Source organism: Geomonas edaphica (assembly GCF_004917075.1).
Taxonomy (GTDB): Bacteria; Desulfobacterota; Desulfuromonadia; order Geobacterales; family Geobacteraceae; genus Geomonas; species Geomonas edaphica.
Map to the genome: position 1 here is coordinate 487,239 of NZ_SSYB01000001.1, position 21,490 is coordinate 508,728.

The window sequence follows — 21,490 nt, forward strand, 5'->3', positions numbered from 1 at the left end:
TGCTTGAAAACTTTGTAAGCTGAACGCCTTTACCGCTCCAGCTGCACCGTGAAATCTTCCATCTGGTAGATGGCACGGCCGTCCACGTAGAGATAACCGGCGGCGGTCAGGATGTGCCTTTCTTCGTCGACGGCGGTGATCCAGGCCAGTACGGTGACTTCCTTGTCGGTCGGCACAACCTGGCCGCGGTAGAGCCAGCGGTGCTTATGTCCGAGCGCGACGGCGGCAAGGGTATCTCCCTGGTGCCATCCCCAGCGCTGCACGGCGGCGAATTTCACCAACTGCAGGAACGATTCGAGCCCGAGCGACCCCGGCGTGACAGGGTCCTCGTAGAAGTGCGCCTTGAAGTACCAGTCCTCGGCTACGACCCGCTTGGTCCCCTTCAGGTAGCCAAGCCCGGCGGGACCGCCGTCGGCCACGTACAGTTCGATCCGGTCGATCATGCGGAGCGACTTCTCCGGGAAGGGGTGGGACTCGGGATAGGGGAGCGAACGCCCGCGCGATACCTCGGCCGCGGTGGGCTGGTACGGTGCCGCTTCGCGTATCCCGACCTGGTTCGCCAGCGCCTCCTTGGCGAAGAAACCGAACATGGTCTCCCCCTCGTAGATGACGCCCTGACGGTCCGATACCGAAAAGTCGAACTCCTGGATGATCATGCCGCCCGAGGTGGCTGCCTTGGTCAGCTTCGCGGTGGCGGTCAGGGTGCCGCTTTGCGGGGTGACCGGACGGTGCTGCACGGCCGTACCGCCCAGGTTTCGGAAGGAGATGTCGGTCGGGCTCACGAGCGCGGAGCCAACGTATGCGGCGAGCCAGCCGCAGGGCTGCAGAGCGGCTTCAAGCAGCACGCAGAAGGGCATGCGCGGTTGGCGATCCGCAGCGAAGTACCACTCGTCCACCGGGATGTCGTACTGCGCCTCGGCCATGGCGCCCGGCGCCATCACCCACGGTTCCCCCGCAACGGCGGTGACCCGATCCATGAACTGGAAGGGAGGACCCGGCAGACGGGCGATCTTTCTCTCGCTGTCGAACACCTTGTAGCGGTCGCCGAACCCTTCGGACGGCTTGCCGTTACTGTAGGCGAGGATCTGCTCTTTGGTGTAAATCGCGGGCTTGCGGTCGTAGTCCGCCGCCGGTACTGCCGCGTGGAGCGCTGCAGCGGGAGCTTCCCCCTGCCAGAGACGCTGCAAGGTCTGCTGATCGGTGCCGGTGAGGCGGGCCGACATGTTGGTGATCTCCACGATCGGCTTGCCGTCGGCGTACATGAGCGCGTCGACGATGGCGTAGGGCTCGGGGCGGTACCCCAGTTCGCGCACCGTCACCTCGTAGGTGACCACCTTGGTCGTCTCGAGCACCTGGCCGCGGCAGCAGAGCTGGCTTGCCACGCCCGGAACCGGCTGCCATGCGGCGCCATCGGCCTCGGCGACCCACCCCAGGCGAAGCAGGAAGATGCGCAGCGTGTGCATGCAGCACTCGTACATGAGCGTGCCGGGCATGACGCGGTCGTCGACGAAGTGGCAGGTGATGAACCAGTCGTCCGGGTGGATGTCCGCCTCAGCCCTTATGAAGCCGAGCCCGCAGCGTCCGCCGTCCGGGGAAAGCTCGGTGACGCGATGCACGAGTTCCATGCGTCCACCCGGGATGGTGAGCGGGCGCTTGATCGGCAGACCGGCGAAGAGCGGGCCGAAGCAGCCGGCCAGGTCGCCACGTCTGAGGGCGCCCAGGTGCGCCGCGCTGAAGGAAGCGGGCTGCATCGGCACGAGGTAACGCCAGTCCGCGGGGAGCTTCCCGGTACGGGGGCGCAGGTCGACCGCACCGCGCACGATCCCTTTGCCGGCGTCGAGCTCCTCCTGGGTGAAGAACCCGGCGCAGCCGTTGCGCATGGAGAGAAGCGGCTCCCCGTTCACCGTTGCCTCGAAGTGGAAACGGAACAGGTAGGTTTCCCCCTGCCTGAAGAAACGCTCGATGTGGATGTCGTAGTTGATCGTCTCGCCAGGCGCCGGAAGCTCGCGGTGGAAGGTCACCACGGCGTCGAGGAGCCGATAGACAGCGAGCCCCTTGGTGATGAAGTCGATGCCGAGGTAGCCGGAAAGGAACAGGTCCGCCTGGCCTGCTTCGACTGCAATGCAGGTCGGGATGCGGCCGCCGTCCAGGTACCAGGCGCCGGGGTGAACGTCGTGCTGGGTGACCACGCGGCCATGCGTCATCGATTTCGGCTCGCCCTCGAGGGCGACGATGCGGTGCACGAGCTGCAGCGGCACGTCCGGCAGTCTTACTCTGGTCGGATAGCTGTCGATCTCGGCGAACTCGGGGCCGAGCATCTTGGCGGCGGAACCTACCGCGAACTCCAGGCACGCGTCGTAGTCGTACAGGGCAGGGAGAGCGCCGGGGTAGGGGGCGGGTGCAGGGATAGGGGAGGTGGACGGCTGAGCCACTAGGCCCAGCGTCAACGAGCCCGGGGCGGCTGCGAATGTTGCAGCATCTACCGGAATCCCGGCAGCAAGCATCTGCTGCTGGAGCGAGATCTGCAGCGCGAGGGTCTGCGCGATGGAGCGGTTCAGATCGTCGGCGATACGTAGGTAGGCCTCGTGAGCCTGACGGCTCGCGTCCTGCGTCTTGGCGAACTGGCGCAGCAGCGGTTCGGTCACCTGCTCCCGTTCGGGTTGAAGGGCCGCCGCGGCGGGCCTTGCTTGAGCTTCCGGTTGCCTCATCTGCGACTCCGTTGCCGATACCTGTGCCGCATGTGAAACGGTCGGCGCTGCAGGTGCGGGTTGCACAAATGCTTGTTGTGACGCGGGCTTTGGCCGGGTAAGTACCGGCGCATCGGCGTGTTGCCTTATCTGCGGCGCCGTACCCGATGCGGAAGCCGCAGCCGTCTCTTTTTCGACGGGCGTGGCGCTTGAACTGAGCGGGGCGCTGGACGGCGCGGCGGCAGACGCAGGTTCAGGCTGTGCCGGTTGCGACTGCAACGGTCGCGCGGGTTGCGGAGCAGTGGGTGCGAACGGTGATCCGCCGGTGGTGAAGCGCAGGCCTTTCTTGGCCGCGGACGGCAGGATGGTCGTCGTCGCTGCCGCGGCGAAGAGCGGCTCCAGGTCGACAGGGACCCTCTCGGCGGTCAGCTGCGCCAGTAGCCTCAAAAGTCCAGAGTTGGCGTCGGTACCGGGCTGGCAGACGGAACGGGCCACGTGGGGACGGTTCCCGAGTATGCGCCCGATCATGCGGCTGCAGGATGCGCCCGGACCCATCTCGATGAAGTAGCGCACCCCTTCGGCATAGGCCGCTTCGATCACCTTCGGGTAGTCGATCCCCTCTACCGCCTGGGCCAGGATGGACTCCGCGGCGCTGCGGCGGTTCACCTGGTAGGCGCTGCCTGCTGCGCCACTGTAGAAGGTGACCCCGGCGGGCGGGTTGGTGTTGAAGACGTGCAGGTCGCGGTAGGCGTTGCCGACCTCGCGCGCCACCTCGCAGTGGACCGTGGTAACCCCCTGCAGCGCGAAGAAACGGCAGTTAAGCATGGCGACAAGGTGCTTCACCCATTTGACGTCCCCGCCGATTACGCACTCGTCCGGGGTGTTCACGATGAGGAGGTAGACGCGGGAGGTCTTTTTGAGCGCGCGGCGCACCTCGCGCTCCGGTGCGTCGACGACGCCGATGCACCAGTTGATCTCCTTCCCTTCGGGCTCGCCCCACGCCTTGCGCGCGGCGCGGCACTCTCCAGCTAAGTCGCGGGTGAAGAGGGTGGAGGCCTTCATGCGGGTGAGCATGAGGTCGCGCTCGGTCCAGGTCCGGGTGCCGAAGAGACCGGCCGATTCGCCGAGGCTGTAGCTGATCACGGCGTTCGGCATGATCCCGAAGCGCAGCACCACGTCGGTAACGGCACATCCCGTCGCCACCTGGCCGAAGATGACGGCGAGGTGGTCTTCGTTGACGCTCTCGAGCGAAGCGCCGTTCCAGAACTGCTCGGGCTGGAACTGGTCGCGCAGGTAGAGATTTTCCGCGTCCTGGCGCCGGTAGACCTCCGGCCAGCGTGCCGAGAGCTCCATCCCCATGCCGAGGAAATGGTTCCCGGAACCAGGATAGACGAAGCCGATTTTCGCGGCGGCGCCCATCGGAGTCGCGTTGAAGAAGAGTCGGTCGCGCAGCGACGGGTGCAGCACCGCGTCGGCGTAGACGGCATCTTCTCCCAGCATCCGCTCTCCCTGCAGGCAAAGCGATGCCAGTTCGGAGGCGCTCCTAGCCACGAGCGCCACGGCGAGGGGCATCTCGGCGCCGACTTTTGCGTCGGAGCAGGTCTTCCTGGAGAGGGCGGCGAGGTCCGGCGCGGGCTTTGCCTCCGCCGCTTCGCGCAACTGCCGCAGCCTCTCGGAGAGTTCCTGGCGATCGGAACCGGTGAGGCAGAAGAGGAACTCGTCCCATGCGCCAAGCGGCGCCACCCGCTCCTGTGCGGCGCGTTCCGGTACCTTTTCGTAACCCTTCAGCACCACGTGACTAACGCTGCCGTCCACCCCAAAGACGCTGACGCCTGCGTGGCGCGCGCCTTCGCTGCGGTTTCTGAGCCAGTAGCGCGACCCGGCGGGGAGGAAGAGGGCGCCGGAGCCGGAGAGGGCGTCCATCGGACGTTCGCCGGTGCGTGCGCCCGGGATGATCTCCTGGTAGAGGGCAAGGCAGCCGCGCACGAGCGAGGCGAGGCCGGAAGCGGCACCGCTGTGGCCGATGTCCCCCTTGAGGCTCGCGACGGCGAGACGGCGGGGGGTGGCCACGGCGCCGGGCTGATCGAAGAACGCGGCCAGGGCCGCGGCTTCCATGCGGTCTTCACCGGCGTTGCCGCTGCCGTGGGCCTCGATGAGGTCGACGCTCTGCGGGGTCAAGCCTGCCTCGCCGTAGGCGCGTTCGAGGGCGTTGCGGTAGGCGTCCGCGCCGGGGAGGATGACTGCGCCGCTGGCGGCGCCGATCCCCTCGATGACGGCATAGATGCGGTCGCCGTCGCGCTCCGCGTCCTCGAGGCGCTTGAGGACCACGGTGGCCGCTCCCTCGCCGATGACGGTGCCGTCGGCGGACTGGTCGAACGGGGTGGCGCTCCCGAAGGCGGAGTAGGGGCGGGTCAGGTGCTGGCCGATGACCGCCCTCAGGTCGCCCGCGAGGTCTACGGCACCCACGATGGCGCGGTCGATCTCTTCGGACTGCAGCTGGCGCACCGCGGTTTCCAGGGCGCGCAGGCCGGAGCTTTCTTCGCTCGACATGGTGAAGCTCGGCCCGCCGCAGCGGAACTCGCGCGCGACGCGGCTTGCCACCACGCTCCCGAGGGCGCCCATGGTGCGGTTCGCGGTCAAAGCAGGCCCGCTCTGATCGCGCAGTTCGGCGGTCCACGCCTCAAGCTCGGCGTCGGAAAGTTCCAGGCCGAGCTCCTTCGCCCATTCCCTCGCCTTTTCCGCGATGGACCAGCGGAAGGCGAAGTTGGTGCTGTTCAAATCGAGCGCGATCCCGACGAAGACCCCGGCGCGCAGGTTGTCGCTGCCGTCGACCCCCGCGTCCTTCATAGCGGCCGCAGCCGACTGCAGCATGAGTAGCTGCTGCGGGAGTGTCTCCTCCAGCTCGCGCGGCGGGATGCGGAACTGGTCCGTTACCTGGGTGAACTCGTCCAGGAAGTAGCCGGCGAAAGGGGTTTCCTTGAACTTTTCGCGATCGAACCAGGCGCATTTCTCGCCCCCCCACCAGTCGGTCGGGCGGGAAGGTTTCGCATCCTCGTCGCCGCCGAGCACGCGGGTCCGGAAGGAGGCAAGATCCTGCCACTTGCCGAAGCGGGCATCGATGCCGACCACGGCCACCGCTCCACCCTGTTTCGGGGGCGCTGCCGCGGCGGCTTTGCCTTCCGGGAGCCATTCCTCGACGAGGAGGTGGGCGTTGATGCCGCCGAAGCCGAAGGCGGATACCGCGGCGCGGCGCGGGACGCCATCGGCGCGTCGTTTCCATGCCTTGGCGTGCGTGAGGACCTGGAACGGGCTTTCCTCGAGCCTGAACGTTTCGGGTGCCTGGCTGAAATTGGCTGTAGGGGGCAGGGTCTCCTCGCTCATGGCGAGAAGCACCTTGGTGAGAGCGGCGGAACCGGCGGCGGTAAGGAGGTGCCCTATGTTAGACTTCACCGACCCTATCACGCACGGCTTTCCCGGGACCTCGCCCCAGAGCTCCCTGAGGCTCGAGACTTCTGTCGCGTCCCCAACCGGGGTGCCGGTCGCGTGGCACTCGATCAGGTCGACGTCCTGCGGATTCCACCCGGCCTTGACGTAGGCCGCACGCATGGCGCGCAACTGGCCGTCGGCCATCGGGGCGAGCAGGCTTCCCCCCACGTCGTTGGAGAGGCCGATCCCTCTGATAACGCCGTAGATCCTATCCCCTTGTGCGATGGCGTCGTCGAGCCGCTTCAGGACGAAGATGCCGGCACCTTCTCCGACGACCAGGCCGTCGCCGGACGCGTCGAAAGGCGAGCAGATGCCTCGGCGCGAGAGGGCGCGCAACTGCGAGAAGCCCATCTGGGTGAAGAGGGGGTCGGGGCGGGAGAGACCGCCGGTGAGCATGGCGTCGGCGCGCCCGGCGAGAAGTTCGTCACAGGCGAGCTTGATGGCGTAAAGCGACGAGGCGCAGGCTGCGTCCAGGGTGGAGCAGCCGCCGCCAAGGCCGAGGGCCGCGGCGAGAAGCCCGGCGGGAAGTCCGGCAACGTAGCGGTTCAGCGGGTTGGGGATCGGATCGCTGCCCGCGTGCCCCAAAAGCTTCTCCTTGAAGGAGCGCCCGAGCAGGGCGCGGGAGAGCTGTGCCGACGATTCGCTCGGCAGGGCGAGGTTGCCTATGATGACGCCGACACGGGAGCGGTCGAGCTTTGCGGTTACCGCGCTGTCGAAGGCCCTTTTGCCGGCGTTAAGCAGAAGGTGGATGGCGGGATCAAGCCCGTCGGCGAGCTTCGGGTCCAGCTGCAGGCCCGAAAGCTGTGATGCGGAGGGGATCGCTTCGATGAAGCAGCCGCGCCTGGAATAGACGTGGTCCGGCTTCCCCGCCTCCGGGTGGAAGGCGGTATCGGCGGAGACGGCCCAGCGCCCCTGCGGGACCTCCCGGGCGGAGCTTTTGCCGTTGCGGATATTCTCCCAAAAAACGGTCAGTTCAGGCGCGTCGGGGAAGATTCCGCCGATGCCGACGATTGCTACGGATTGGGACTGCTGCTTCATGCTTATGCGGCCCCCACGACCGTCACGGTGCGCAGTTTGTTGCGCTGGAAGGCCTGTTTGAGGGACGGATCGATGATGCATTCATAACCTTCGAGGCGCGCCACGAGTTTGCCGCTGGCGCGGTCGAGGAACTCCATGTCGGCGCTGGCGCCGTGTGCGCTCTCCTGGGTGACGCGGATCACCGCCTGCACCCCTTCGCGCGGGAAGGATTCCTGGAACTGGCGGTAGCGTGCCGCGAAGCACGGCAGCGAACCTGACCCGAAGCGCTCGAAGCTCCAGAGAATCATCAACTGGAAGGCGCTGTCTAGAACGAGCGGGTCGGTGATCCAGGCGCTTCTCAGCGGGCGCCTGATCCATTTTGCGGGCGCCGGGGCCCCCTTCACCGTGGCGGCGATCCCCTTCGCGGAGCAGCCGACCACCTGCTCGATGCCGTGCAGGTCGGGGCCGTGGAAGAGACGCTCGTTGTTGTAGATCACCCCTTCGAGCGGCTGATAGGTGGTGCTCGGGATCTCGGTGATGGAGCGGATCCCCTCAGGATGCTTCGTGGCGAGAACGATCTCGGCGCGGGCGTGGAGTACGGTCTTGCCGTTCACGCCCGGGCTGCAGAGTTCGACAGGAACGAGCCAGAAGGACTCGCGTTTCTCGGCGCGCCCGGCCATCACGTTCACCGTGAAGGGGGTGTTGTCCTCGAAAACCACTCCCTTGCAGATGCGCAGGTCGTTGAAGCCGTGGAAGCGGAAGCCCGGGTTGCCGTGCAGAGCGCCATGGGCAAGCCACTCGACGATCACTGCCATGGGGAGGACCGCCTTGCCGTCCAGCACGTGGGAGCGCAGGAAGGGATATTCGGGCACGGTCAGGGTGAGCGCGAAGGCTTCAGAGAGGTTCTGTGCCCTTGCCTGTGCGGGCGGCGTGACGCTTGCCTGCTCGGGAAGCTCGGCGATGGCGACGATCTCGACCGGCGCATCGCTGGCTGACATCTCGCGGGCAAGGAACGCGCCCCCCTCGGTGAGGCCGATCACGCCGATCCCTTCGGAAGCGAACACCTTCTTGAGGGCAGGGGTGACCATGCCGCCGTCCCAGGGCCCCCAGTTGACGCTGACGCAGCGGCAGTCGGAGCGGCGACGTGCCTCGACCTGGGCGGTCTTGTTGAGCACCTCGTTGGCGACCGCGTAGTCCACCTGGCCGACGCGGCCGAAGCGGCCGGTCGAGGAGGAGAAGAGGGCGATGACCTTCAGTTCGTCGTTGCGGGTCGCGTGCAGGAGGGAGCGGAGGCCGTGCACCTTGGTGCTGTAGACCTGCTCGAACTGCTCGGCCGTTTTGTCGACGATGAGGCGGTCGGCGAGTACCCCGGCGCCGTGGACGATGCCGCGGATCGGGCCGTGGGCGCGGCGCACCTCGCCCAGAAGGAGTTCCATGGCGCTCTGGTCACGGATGTCGACCGAACGGTAGATGGCCTGGGCGCCGGTGGCGGCGATGCTTTCCAGGGTGGCGCGCAGCTCGCGGCCGGCCACTACGGAGCGGTAGCGTTCCTCGATCTCGCGCGGGTGCAGCTTGCCGGTCGCGTTCTGCATGATGGCGCGCTTGATCTCCGCCTCCTCGGTGAGGCCTGCGAGGTAGGCAGGCTCTTCCTGCGGTTCGGGCGAGCGGCCCAGAAGGACCAGGAAGGGGTGGTACTCGTTAGCCAGTGCAAGAGCGGAAACGGCGGTAACGCCGCGTCCCCCGCCGGTGATAACGACCACGTCGCCGTTTTCCAGCGCGGCGCGCTCCGGCGCGGGAGCCGCCGGGAGTACGGTGGTCTGCAGAGCAAAGCGCCCTTCCGTTGTGAGGCCGATTTCGCCCGGGCCGCGGCGCAGCATCTCGATGGCGACGGCGCCGGCCGCGCTTGCGGGGTGTGCGAAATCGCCGAGGTCGATCGCCTTGCAGGAGACTTCCGGCCACTCGAAACCGGCGGTCTTGGCAAGTCCGGCGAGGCCGCCGGAGAGCGGGTCCTTGAGGGACTTCGTGGAGCCGAACCCGAACGCGCCGTCCAGGCGGGAGACGGTGACGAAGACGGCGCCTTCGGCGCGGGCGGACTCGATGAGTGCCGCTGCCGCGTCTTTAGCCAGGAGGAAGGCGTTCTCCAGGAACTGGTCGTCGGTGCCGGCAACGGGCGCGCAGATGACAAGGCCGGAGAGTTTGCCGGCCGGGGCGATCTGGCCCGCCTGTGCGGCGTTCACCTTGCGCACCGAGCAGCCGTGTTCGAGCAGGATGCCGCAGAGTTCCGCAGCGAAGGCGGAGCCGTCGTCGGTAACCCAGATTTCGCCGTCGTTGGCGAGGGTGATGGTGTCGGCATCGTCGTTCTCGGTGAGGAGCATGGGGACGACGGTGCTGCGCTGGATGTTTTGCGGTGCGACCTGTACCGGTTCGGCGACGGGTGCCGGAGTTGTTTCTGCGGCGGTTGTCGCGGGCTGACCGGCGGGGGCGGCAGTCTTTGCGGAAGCGGCGAGGTAGTCGGCGATGTCGCCCAAGGTGCGCAGGGTGCCTAAGTGCTCGGGGCCGATGGTCGGGCACTCGGGGAGGCGCTCTTGCAGGGTGGAGAGGATCTCCACGCGCTTGATGCTATCGATACCGAGATCGGAATCCATCCCCATGGTGAGTTCGAGCATTTCGGCAGGGTAGCCGGTTTTGTCGCTCACTACCGCGAGGAGGGTTTCCGTTACCTTGGCGGCATCAATGGTGGACCCGGTGGACGCATTGGACGCGGTGGATGCGGGTGCAGCGCCTGATGCTACGGCGCTTGCGGCTACGGCGCCTGCGGCGAGGTGACCTGCGATGTCGCCGAGGGTGCGCAGGGTGCCTAAGTGTTCGGGACCGATGGTCGGGCACTCGGGGAGGCGCTCCTGCAGGGTGGAGAGGATCTCCACGCGTTTGATGCTGTCGATGCCGAGGTCGGAGTCCATCCCCATGGTGAGTTCGAGCATCTCGGCGGGGTACCCGGTTTTGTCGCTCACAACTGCAAGCAGGGTTTCGGTGACCTTGGCGGCGCTGATGGTGGACACCGCGGACGTTGTGGACGCGACGGCCCCGACGGGCGCGGCAACTGCTACTGGGGCTGCGGAGGCGGCGCCTGCGGCGAGGTGACCGGCGATGTCGCCGAGGGTGCGCAGGGTGCCTAAGTGCTCGGGACCGATGGTCGGGCACTCGGGGAGGCGCTCCTGAAGCGTGGAGAGGATCTCTACGCGTTTGATGCTGTCGATGCCGAGGTCGGAGTCCATCCCCATGGTGAGTTCGAGCATCTCGGAGGGGTAGCCGGTTTTCTCGCTCACTACGGTGAGGAGAGTCTCGGTGATCTGGGCAGCACTGGTGGTGGACCCTGCGGACGTTGTGGACGCAATGGCCACGGTGGACGCGGCAGCTGCTACTGGGGCCGCAGATGCGGTGCCAGCGGCGAGGTGACCTGCGATGTCGCCGAGGGTGCGCAGGGTGCCAAGATGTTCGGGGCCGATCACCGGGGCGCCCGGGAGACGCTCCTGCAGGGTGGAGAGGATCTCTACGCGCTTGATGCTGTCGATGCCGAGATCGGAGTCCATCCCCATTTCCAGCTCAAGCATTTCCATCGGATAGCCGGTTTTTTCGCTCACCACTGTGAGGAGGGTTTCGGTGACCTTTGCGGCGCCAGCGGTGGAACCTGGTGCGACGGACGCGGGCGTGGTGGTTGCGACGGACGCGGGCGCGGCTGCGGACCCGGCGGTGAGGTGGCCGGCGATGTCGCCGAGGGTACGCAGGGTGCCGAGATGCTCGGGACCGATCACGGGGCTGCCGGGCAGACGCTCTTGCAGCGCAGAAAGGATCTCCACGCGCTTGATGCTGTCGATGCCAAGATCCGAATCCATGCCCATGTCAAGCTCAAGCATCTCAACGGGATAGCCGGTTTTTTCGGCGATCACGGCAAGCAGTGCCTGGGTGATTTTCTCATTGCCCACAGCGGGCGTGGCAGATGCTACGGGTGCGGTCTGTGCCACGACGGATGCTGTCTGAATAGCTGCCGCAGGCTGCAAGACTGCTGTCGGTGCAACCGGTGCTGCGACAGGTGCCGACGGCACGGGTTGGGCGACGGCTGCCGGAGTATAGGCCGGTGCGGGCGCGACATAAGCTGCAGCTTGTACTGGTGCTACGGCGACTTGAGGCGCAACTCCAGCGACAGGTGCTCTCATACCGCCCATAACGAGCTGCTGTTGCTGCTCGAGAAGTGCCTGGAAGGTTTTGGCGGCCACTTCCTGCCCTTCGAGGAAACGACGGTGCAGTTGGGCCGTGTCTTCCTGCATCTTTTGCAGTACGGACATCCCTTCACGCGCTAGCCGCAACGATTCGCTGAGCGAGTCCTGGCCTGCTCCCTGGACGGGAGCGAAGGCCGGCTGCGCCATGGACGCTGCCGGCACTGCAGCCTGCTGGGGCATCTGGGAAACCGGTGCCTCATTCTGGACCGGAACGGCTGCCCGGGCTGCGCCTGCGGGTGCCGCTTGGACCGGAGCGACGGGGGGCGCAACCGGCTTGGGCTGGACCGGCGGCTTCTTCTGCCTCGGTTTCACGTAGTTCGCACCGCTGATCGGGATGCTGAGGGCCGGTTTCTTGCCGGTGACGGGGGCAGGGCTATGCCCTTCGTCCCAGAGGGCAAGGTTGACGCCGTAGCCGAGTACGCTCAACTGAGCCAGGGTGCGGGCGAGATCGGCGATGCCGGAGCGTTTGCCGGAAGAGGCATCGAGGGCCACCGCGAGATGCGGACGCTCGGCGAGGATCGCCTGGGCGAGACCGGTCAGCCTGTTACCGGGGCCTACTTCGACGAAGGTCGTGACACCAGCCGCGTACATCGCCTCGATCTCGGCGACGAATTCGACCGGTTTGGCCAACTGTGCGGCAAGCTGCGCCTTCGCCTGCGCCGTGTCGGCGGGGTAGAGGGCGGCTGTGGTGTTTGCGTAGACCGGGATCCGCCCCTGCGGCATGTCGATCTTTTCCAGCGCTGCCAGGAACGGCTTCGCTGCGTCGGCGACCAACTGGCTGTGGAACGCGGCGGCTACCGGGAGTTCCTTGCAGGTGAGCCCGCGCTCCTTGAAGATGGCGACGGCGCGCTTGATCTCTGCTGTGGCGCCGGAAAGGACGGCCTGGGTCGGCGCGTTCTTGTTGGCGATGACGAGGTCGAGCTTTTCGGCTGCGACCGCCTCGGCAATCTTCGCGAGCGGGGCGGAGACCGCAAGCATGCTCCCCTTGTCTCCGTCGCCTGCCCCCATGAGCTTGCCGCGCAGGCGGGAGAGCTCGTGGAAGGCGCTTTCGTCGAGCCTTCCGGCAGCGCAGAGCGCGGTCAGTTCGCCGTAGCTGTGACCGGCGACCGCTTCCGGGGCGACGCCGAAGGCCTGGAGCAGACGCAGAGCACCGAGGCTCGCCGCGCCGATGGCGGGCTGGGCGGCCTGGGTGGCGCGAAGCGCTTCTTCCTGGCTCACCCGCGTTGCCTCGTCATAGGCGGACGGCGGATAGATGAGGTCGGACAACCGCGATCCGTTCTCGGAGAAGAAGCCTGCATCGGCGGTGACGAGGGCGTCGAGCACCTGCGGGAAACTGCAGGCGAGGTCGTTCAGCATGCCGTTGTACTGCGAGCCCTGACCCGGGAAGAGGACGCCGAGTTTGCCAGGTACGCCACCGCAGGCGAAGTAGGCGCCGTCCGGTGTTTGCCAGGCCGACTTGTCGTTTTTTGCCAGCATGGCACGGGCGTTTTTCACCAGCGATAAGAGGTTCGTCCTGTCGTGTTCGACGACGAGCGCGAGGCGGCAAGGTGCCTTGGCGTCGAACGAGGAACGGGAGGCGAGGGCGAAATCCCTCACCGCGGTCCATGCCGAAGCGGCTTCCGCGCTCCCTGCCGGGACCGTGTCGAGCTGTGCCGTGATGGCTGCCGCATCAGCGCCGGAAAGGGTGATGATCTGGGTGTTGCCGTCCCAGTCGGCGGCTTCCTTTTCCGGGTGGTATTCCTCGAGCACCACGTGGAAGTTCGATCCGCCAAAGCCGAAGGCCGATACGCCGGCGCGGCGCGGCACGTCGGGACGCGGGAACCAGGGACGCTTGTGGGCCGGGAGATAGAACGGAGAGTTGTCGGCCACCACCTCTTTCTGCGGAGTCTGCACCTTGATCGTGGGAGGGATCACCTTGTTGTGCAGCGCAAGGGCGGCCTTGATGAGGCCTGCGGAGCCCGCCGCAGCCTTGGCGTGGCCGATCTGCGACTTCACCGAACCCAGTGCGCACCACGGCGCATCGGACTTCCCGTAAACATCGCGCAGCGCGCTCACTTCGACCGCGTCGCCAACCTTGGTGCCGGTGCCGTGCGCCTCCAAAAGTCCGATGCTCTGAGGGGTGACGTCGGCGTTTTTATAGGCGTCGAGGAGCGCCTTCTTCTGACCGGCAGCGCTCGGCGCGTAGATCGCGTCACCCTTGCCGTCGCTGGAGGAGCCAACGCCGCGGACGACGGCGTAGATCCTGTCGCCGTCTCGCTCCGCGTCGGCCAGACGTTTGAGCACCACGAGGCCGAGACCTTCGCCGAGGATGGTTCCGTCCGCCGTGACGTCGAAAGGCTTGGCGTTGCCGGTCGGGGAAAGGGCAGGGGTCTTGCTGAAGCACATGTACATGAAGATATCGTTGAAGGTGTCGATGCCACCGGTCACGACGATGTCCGATTTGCCGGAGTTTAGCTCCATGGAGGCGAGATGCAGCGCGCTTAAGGAGCTAGCGCAGGCGGCGTCGACGACGCAGTTGGTACCGCCGAGGTCGAACTGTTTGCTGATACGCCCCGCAACGACGTTGCCGAGAAGCCCCGGGAAGGAGTTCTCCTGCCAGGAGACGTAGGAGTCCGAGATGCGCTCGACCACGTCCTTGGCTGTCTCTTCGTCGACACCCGCATCCTTCAGGGCGGAGCGCCAGATCGGGTGCCCTAGACGCGCTCCCAGCGGGATGACCAGTTCCAGCGTGCCGGTGACCCCGAGGACGACCGAGACGTTGCTCTTGTCCCAGGTGCGCTCGGGACCGTAACCTGCGTCCTTCAGCGCCTGGCCGGCCGCAATGAGGCCAAGAAGCTGCGAGGTATCGATCGCCTCGAGCACGTTGGGAGGGATGTTGAACTCCATCGGGTTGAAATCGACCGGAGAAAGGAAGCCGCCGCGACGACCGTAGGTATGGTCCGGGCTCTTCTTGTCCTCGTCGAAATAGGCGTCCACCGGCCAGTGCGTGGGGGGGACTTCGGTGATCGCGTCGATCCCGTCGGTGATGTTCGCCCAGTAGGCGTCCTTGTCACCGGCCTTCGGGAAGAGGCAACCGATGCCTATGATGGCGAGCTGATTTCCGTTGCTGGAAGTGGCGGGCTTCAGATCATCAGTTTTCAACAAAGGTACTCCTTGATTTGTGCGATATCGAGAGGTTGCGGTGCGATCTCTTCCTGCCTGAGTTCGAGCCCCTGGGCGCGCAGGAAGTTGGCGCGGGTGAGGTGCGCCGCACCGTGCAGGATGTTGAGCGCGACGGTTACGATCCTGCGCTCGGCGGGCGTTTCGAGGAAAGAGCCCGCGGTCCATTCGTTGAAGGCCCCCATCGCGGGGCCGCACCATACCTGGTAGTCCATCTTGCGGTTTTCGACGCCGTCTTTCGCCCAGTGGGCGCCCATGCCGAGGTACCAGCGGAAGACGAGCGCCATCTTGTGCTTGGGATCGCGCTCGCTGCGCTCGACCTGGGACGGGTCGCGCTTCGAGAAGTAGTCGCGGGTGCCACGCCAGATCTCATCAAGCGGCGCGAGGAACATGGTCTTTTCCAGTTTCTCGCGTTCCGCGGCCGGGATCTCCTCGAGGCTGCCGTAGGCGCGGTAGATCTCGTAGAGCTTGGCGGCGCGCATCGGGAACATGGTGCCCCGTTTCAAGACCTGCACGGTGACTCCCATCTCGAACATGTCGGCGGCGGGGGCCATGGTGACGTCGGCCTGGCGGGTGCCGGCCAAGAGGGCGCGCACCGTGTCGGAGGTGCCGGACTCGACGCAGGCCTGGTTGACGGAACCGGTCATAACGTACGCGGCCCCCATGGCGAACGCCGCGGCGCAGGAGGCCGGGGTGGAGATGCCGCCGCCAAGGCCAACGCGCAGCCGGCAGTCGTAGCCGTACTGGCGCTCGAGGCGTGCGGCAAGCGAGAGGATGGTCGGGAAGAGCGCCATGGCGGGGCGGTTGTCGGTATGCCCGCCGGAATCCGCCTCGGCGGTCACGTCCTGGGCGAGAGGGATATGAGCTGCGAGCTCGGCCTGTTCCGGCGTGAGCGAGCCGTTCTCGACGAGCGCGCGCAGTAGTTTTTCCGGGGCGGGGGCAAAGAACTTGGCGGCAAGTTCCTCGCGGGACACCTTTGCTATGATCCGGTTCGGCGTGACGATGCTCCCGTCGGCGGCGCGGCTTATGCCGTGCAGGCGGTACCGCACCAGTGGAAGGGTGAGGCCAAGGAACGCGGACGCCTCGATGATGCGCACGCCTTTCCGGATGTAAAGTTCGGCCAGCTCCTTCTCGAGCTCGGGCTCGTGCGGGGAGTGGATCAGGTTGAAGCCGTAAGGGATGTCGCCCAGGGAGGCCTTCAGGCGGTCGGCCGTTTCGGCGACCGTAGCTATGGGGAGCCCGGCGGCGCCGAAGAAGCCGAGCATCCCGGCACGCCCGAGTTCCTCGGCCATGGCGGCGGAACTGATCCCCTTGGCCATGGAGCCGCCAAGGTAGGGGTAGCGGATGCCGATCTCGCGGCAAAAGGAGGGTTCTCCCAGGTTCTCCGGGAGGCACGCGGGGGCATAGCCGGCAACGGAGGTCAGTTCCTCGGCGCTCCCCAAGTGGGGCACCAGACGAGCGCCTTTCTTCTGCAGGTACAGGGGCTGGCGTATCTCACGAAGCGCGTCTTTGAGGCTCATAGCGTCAGGCTCGAAACTGTCGGCTCTGGCAGAGCGAGCGCTTGCATCACCCTGAAGTGAAAATAGATCCAATCGGGATTCTCCTGTTGCCAGCGAATCAGCTGCGGAATTGCGATGGCGTTAAGGTGATGAATCGGCTGAAGGACAAGAGTCGGGCATGGAGGAGACTGGTCCGCCGACTGTAAGCAAAGATGCCCAGTTAAACAGAGCATCTGTACATTAAATCGTGTGAAAAAGCAAGAGAAGACGCGGGTTCAGGGCAACTTTTAGCCGTTTCGGAACGGTCACCGCCGCGTCTTCTGACTTATCGCCTTGATGACGTAGGGGTAGATGTTTTCGGTGATGATGGCGTACCCCTTGCCGGTCGGGTGGACGCCGTCGGAGAGGTTGAGCCCTTCCTTGCCGGCGACCTTGTCCAGGAAAAACGGGATCAGGATGGTCTTGTGCTCTTTCGCGACGCGGCGGTACACCTCGGCGAACTTGCTTGTGTAGGCAGGACCCAGGTTTTTCAGCATGCGCATCCCGGCCAGTACCACGATCACGTTTCTTGACTCGAGTTTGGCGATGATGCTGACTAGGTTCTTCCGGGTGAGTTCCGGGTCCTGGCCGCGCAGGCCGTCGTTCGCGCCGGTTTCGAGGATCACGATGTCAGGTTTGAGCTTCATGACCCAGTCGACGCGGGCGAGCGCTCCGGAGCTTGTTTCGCCGCTGATTCCGGCGTTGATCACGGTCCACTGATGCCCGGCCTGGTGCAGCTTGCGCTGCAACTGTGCGGGATAGGAGTCACTTTCGGCGACGCCGTAGCCTGCGGTGAGGCTGTCGCCGAAAGCGACGATGGTGCCCTGGGAGGAACTTGATGCGGGCTTCGCGGTGCCGGCAGCGATGGCCGGACCGGCGCCTATGGACGAGCAGAGGGTTAGGGCGAAGAGGGTGAGCAGCTTGCGGGGGGTGGGGTGAAGCATGGGGGCTCCTTGGTTTTGGCAGCAGTGGAATTATGGACTGGCGTTCCTTGGCCTATTCATCGGTCTGCTCGCGGAGGAAGATCACCGGCTTTTGACGGACCAGGGGGATGGTAACCGACAGGGCGACCAGCTCCACCAGGGCGGTGGTCGCTACCACCAGAAGGAGGCTCTGGACGGGGTAGGGAGCGTAGGTCATGTCCAGCCCCTTCGTGCAGATCAGCCGGCTCGCAACCTGGGACATCAGCAGGGCGATGATCCCGCTCACACTGCCGATCACGAGGTTCTCAACGGCAAAGACGCCGAGCACGAACCGCCTCCTGGCTCCCAAAACCGTGAAATAAACGGCTTCCTGTATGCGCGCGTAGCGGGTTGCGAACACCGATCCTACCACGATGAGTACCCCGGCGACGATACTGAACGAGGTGAAGACACGGACGATGGTGGAGAGCTTCCCCATGATCCTGCCGAAAAGCTGTGCGGTCTCGGTAAGATCGATCACGTTGACGTTGGGAAACCGGGCCACCACCTGGTTCTGCAGCAAGGAGATCTTCCGCTTTTCCACGCGCACCGCCGCGAAGATCGTGTGCGGCGCGTCGGAGAGCGCCTGCTCGGGAAAGACGAAATAGAAAAATGGCGTGAAACCGCTGCTGGTGCGGGTTCTGATGCTGGCAACCCGCGCGGTCATCGGCACCCCCTGGATCCGGAAGGTGATGCTGTCGCCCACCTTCATCTCGTGCATCTTGAGCACGGTGTCCAGCACGGAGACCTGCAGCGCGTCGCCCCAGTCATTCCTGAAGAGCGTCTTCCCGGCGACGATCTTCTCGTCGGAAAGAAGCCTGTCCCGGTAGGTGAGATTCATCTCGCGGCCGAGGTTGTCCCCACGCGACTGCCGCTCCTTTTCCGGATCGATGACCGCTTCGTTGATGGCGCTTACCGTCCCCTTGACGATCGGATAATAGGTGGCGCCGGGGCCGAGTAGCGTGGCCATCTCCTCCTTCTGCCCGGGCTGGATATCGATCAGGAAGACGTTGGGAGCCCCCGGGGGGAAGGACTCGATGAAGGAGGCGTCGAGGTTTTTTTCCACCAGGGTGATCGAGAAGATGACGCCGAGTGCCGCCGAGAGCGTCACCATGATGGAGAGGGTCGCGTTGTGCGGCCGGAAGAGCCCCTTCAACGCCTGCCGCAGCACGAGGTTTCCGGGAACGCTCTTTCTGAGCAGGTACAGTGCGACACGGGCAAACAGGTAGGAAACAAGGATAAGGAGCACCAGAGCCGCCATGAAGTAGAGCCCCGTCTTCAGGTCACGCAGCCGCAACAGCACCATGCCGAGGAAGAAGAGGGTTCCCGCACCGGCGATGAGCCAGGTGGACCGGCTCCAGAGGGTGGTGGTTTCCTCCTTGCCGAAGATGGCGCGCGGCTTCACTTCCTTCAGGCGGTAAAGGGGGAGGGCGGTGAAGAGCAATACCGCCAAGAGGCCGATGGACATCCCCTGCCATACGGCGCTGAACGAGATCTGCAGGGTCACCCGCGCGGGGATCAGGCCGCTGAAAAGGGCGGGCAGAAGGTGCTGCAGGAAGAAACTGCCGCATAACCCAAAGAGCGTCCCGACGAAGCCTAGCGCAAGGGTCAGGGCGAGGAAGTGGCCGATGATGAAGCGGCTCCCGGCACCCAGGGCCTTCATCACCGCGATGGTCTTCTCCTGTTCCTTCAAAAGGGCGAACAGCGTGCTCTGGATCCCGAAGCCGGAGAGGAGCAGGGTGAAGATGCCGCTCAGGTTCAGGAAGAAAAGGAGGTTGTCGAAGAAGCGCTTCACCCGGGAGCCGGCGTTTTTGTAGGTCTCTACGCGCACCCGGGACTGGTCCGCCAGTTTGCCCAGGTGCTCCGCCGTCGCATCGAGCTTCCCCTGGTCCGCGAGCTGCAAAAGGGTTACGTGATCGACCCGGCTGCCGAGCCCGATCAGCCCGAGGGCGTCCCGGTCGGCGGCGGCGACGAAAACACGCGGTCCAAGCGAGAAGAAGTTCACCGGCCGGTCCGGCTCGGCGAGCACCACATCGCGCACGACGAGCGTCGTGTTTCCCACCCTCACAGCATCCCCCAGGCGCACCCGCAAACGGTCCAGGAACTGCTGCTCGACGACCACACTCCCAGCCTTCAGCACCTCTTTCAGGGGGCGGCCCGAGCGAAGCGTCACCTGCCCGTAAAAGGGGTACGCGGGCTCGGCGACCTTCAGGTCGCATAGAAGCGATCCTTCATCCTTTGCTTTCTGTACCACCGTGTAAAAGTCCCAGTAGCGGGCAGTTTTTACTTCGCCTTCCCTTGCGAGCCGCTCAATTTCATTCTCGAGAGGAACGGGTAGGGGGGCGTGCGACCTGACGATGATGTCGCCGGCGTGTAGCGATCGGGCGTCGCGCAACAGCGAGCGGTCGACGCTCTCCCTGAAACTGCCCAGGGAGACGAGGGTAACCATGGAGAGGGCGACGCAGAGGATGAAGACGGTGCACTGGCGTTTCGCGCCGGTGATCTGGCGCAGGACGAAGCGGGTGTTAACCATGGTCGGCGCCTGTGACGATCCGGCCGTCTTTAAGCGTGATCACCCGGTCGGCACTCCTGGCTATTTCCGGGCTGTGGGTGACGAGGATCATGGTGGTGCCGCGCTCGCGCTGCAGTTCCAGCAGCAGGGTGAGGATCGCTTCGCCGTTCACCGAGTCGAGGTTGCCGGTCGGCTCATCGGCAAAGATGATGCGCGGGGCGTTGATCAGTGCACGGCAGATGGCGCAGCGCTGTTTCTCCCCTCCCGAGAGCTGATGCGGAAAACTGGCGACCCGGTGAGAAAGGCCTACCCGGTCCAGAAGGGCAAGCGCCTTCGTGCGGGCCTCCGTGTCCCCCTTGAGCTCGGCCGGGAACATGACGTTTTCCAGCGCGGTGAGGGAGGGGACCAGGTGGAAAGACTGGAATACGAAGCCGAAGGTGCTGTTTCTAAGCGGAGCAAGGGCGTCCTCGTCCAGGTCGGTGATGTCGCGCCCCTCGATGGAGATGCGGCCGAGGTCCGGGCGGTCCAGACCGGAGAGGATGGTGAGGAGCGTCGACTTGCCGCTGCCGCTCTCTCCTTTCACCACCAGGAATTCGCCCGGGGCTACCTCGAGGGAGATGCTGTCGAGGACGGTGATGTCCCGGTTGCCGATGCGGTACTGCTTCGTGATCTCGTTGGCCTGCAGGATGGTCATCGGGTGTGGTTCCAGTGTGGCGCTGTCTCTCCGGCCTTTTTTGCCGGCCGGGTTTACAGTTAGAATTTTTTTATTATACTCTCCCGCACTATGCAACCAGGAGAGGGTGCCATGGCCATTGTCAAAAGTCGATGCCAAAAAAGAGTTGACCGCTACGGCGGCTGCAAGACCAGCAGTGTAGGCGCCGTGGTGCCCGGACTCGGCAGGGAACTGTACTACTGCTGCCTCGACGAGACAGAGTGCGGCTACGCCCTGCCGGTCGGCTATGACGTAGTCTGCAAACATCCGGAGTCTGAGCGGTTCCAGGAGCGGCCTACTGTAAGACCCGCACGCCGCAGCGAGGCTAGCCTCAAAAAGAAGAGCAGGTCATAAGACCTGCTCTGCAGGTTGTCCGTACAGCCACTCCGTTCGTTGTGTCAGTGCGGTTCTTCTGCCAGGGGCTCGAAAAAACTCTTGGCCGCCTCGCACACCGGGCAGTGCCATTCAGGGAGCAGTTCTTCGAAGGATATGTCAGGCGGGACATCGTTGACAGGATCACCTTCGGCAGGATCGTAAACGTACTGGCAGATGGTACAGATCCATCTCTGCATTGGCATTCTCCCGTCGCTTCCGCGACTACCACTCGACCGATTCGGGCTCGCGTTTTATGAGCAGGATACTGCAGGGCATCCTGCGCAGGACGGCGTCGTTGTCCCTTCCGAAGAGCATGTGCTCCAGGCGTCCCTCCTCGTGGGAAAGGAGCACCATCAGGTCGATCCGCTCGTCTTTCACCGTCTGCACGATCTCGTCCACCGGTTTGCCTTCCTTGATGATCACCTTTATCGGCAGCCCGGACCGGATCTCCTGCCCGATCATCTGCTCCAGTTCATCCTTGGCCCGCTCCTGAACGCTGGCGTAGTTTTTCACCTCGTCGGGAATGGCACTCGGGGCGTTCAGCGCACCTCCCGCCATGCTTATGGTCCCTTCCGTGTTGGTTGCGATATGCAGGACCATGAGCTCCGCGCCGTACTTCCTGGCAATCGAGATACCTGCCTGCACGGCATCCCGGCAGTACTCGCTCATCCTGTTTACCACGAGAACGCGTTTGAAATTTTCCATCGCTTGCCTCCTGATTTAGTGGATGTGGCCCTGGGCCGGGGCTTTCGGCCGACGAGACCC

9 protein-coding genes are annotated in these 21,490 nt (G+C 65.1%); 1 reads left to right on the top strand and 8 read right to left on the bottom strand.

All coding sequences use genetic code 11. The annotated features are described in order from the left end of the window. Positions 1-29: 29 nt before the first annotated feature. From E8K79_RS02105 to E8K79_RS02130, 6 genes are all read right to left on the bottom strand, one after another. Positions 30-7,211, bottom strand: coding sequence for a beta-ketoacyl synthase N-terminal-like domain-containing protein (locus E8K79_RS02105; protein ID WP_136513263.1), 7,182 nt, complete (start codon positions 7,209-7,211; stop codon positions 30-32). Between the two features lie 2 nt (positions 7,212-7,213). Next, on the bottom strand, positions 7,214-14,608 hold the full coding sequence (locus E8K79_RS02110) for a type I polyketide synthase (protein WP_136513264.1): 7,395 nt from the start codon (positions 14,606-14,608) through the stop codon (positions 7,214-7,216). Next, positions 14,605-16,146, bottom strand: coding sequence for a PfaD family polyunsaturated fatty acid/polyketide biosynthesis protein (locus tag E8K79_RS02115; RefSeq protein ID WP_281276036.1), 1,542 nt, complete (start codon positions 16,144-16,146; stop codon positions 14,605-14,607). Before E8K79_RS02115 ends, E8K79_RS02110 begins: the two co-directional genes overlap by 4 nt. Before the next feature lie 284 nt (positions 16,147-16,430). Beyond that, positions 16,431-17,108, bottom strand: coding sequence for an arylesterase (locus E8K79_RS02120; protein WP_136513266.1), 678 nt, complete (start codon positions 17,106-17,108; stop codon positions 16,431-16,433). Between the two features lie 52 nt (positions 17,109-17,160). Further along, on the bottom strand, positions 17,161-19,659 hold the full coding sequence (locus E8K79_RS02125) for an ABC transporter permease (RefSeq protein ID WP_136513268.1): 2,499 nt from the start codon (positions 19,657-19,659) through the stop codon (positions 17,161-17,163). Then, the gene (locus E8K79_RS02130) at positions 19,652-20,332 is read right to left on the bottom strand and encodes an ABC transporter ATP-binding protein (protein WP_136513269.1); all 681 of its coding nucleotides are present in this window, start codon (positions 20,330-20,332) and stop codon (positions 19,652-19,654) included. The genes E8K79_RS02125 and E8K79_RS02130 overlap by 8 nt, the downstream gene beginning before the upstream one ends. A 111-nt stretch (positions 20,333-20,443) precedes the next feature. Here E8K79_RS02130 and E8K79_RS02135 point away from each other — a divergent pair, with 111 nt between their 5' ends. After that, complete coding sequence (locus tag E8K79_RS02135; RefSeq protein WP_136513271.1) at positions 20,444-20,704, top strand: hypothetical protein; 261 nt, start codon at positions 20,444-20,446, stop codon at positions 20,702-20,704. Positions 20,705-20,748: 44 nt separating this feature from the next. On the opposite strand, the gene E8K79_RS02140 is transcribed toward E8K79_RS02135, so the two are convergent. Then, positions 20,749-20,922: a rubredoxin gene (locus tag E8K79_RS02140; protein WP_135869989.1), complete on the bottom strand. Its 174-nt coding sequence runs from the start codon at positions 20,920-20,922 to the stop codon at positions 20,749-20,751. Positions 20,923-20,947: 25 nt separating this feature from the next. Then, positions 20,948-21,430, bottom strand: a complete 483-nt coding sequence (locus E8K79_RS02145; protein ID WP_136513272.1) for a universal stress protein — start codon at positions 21,428-21,430, stop codon at positions 20,948-20,950. Positions 21,431-21,490 lie beyond the last annotated feature (60 nt).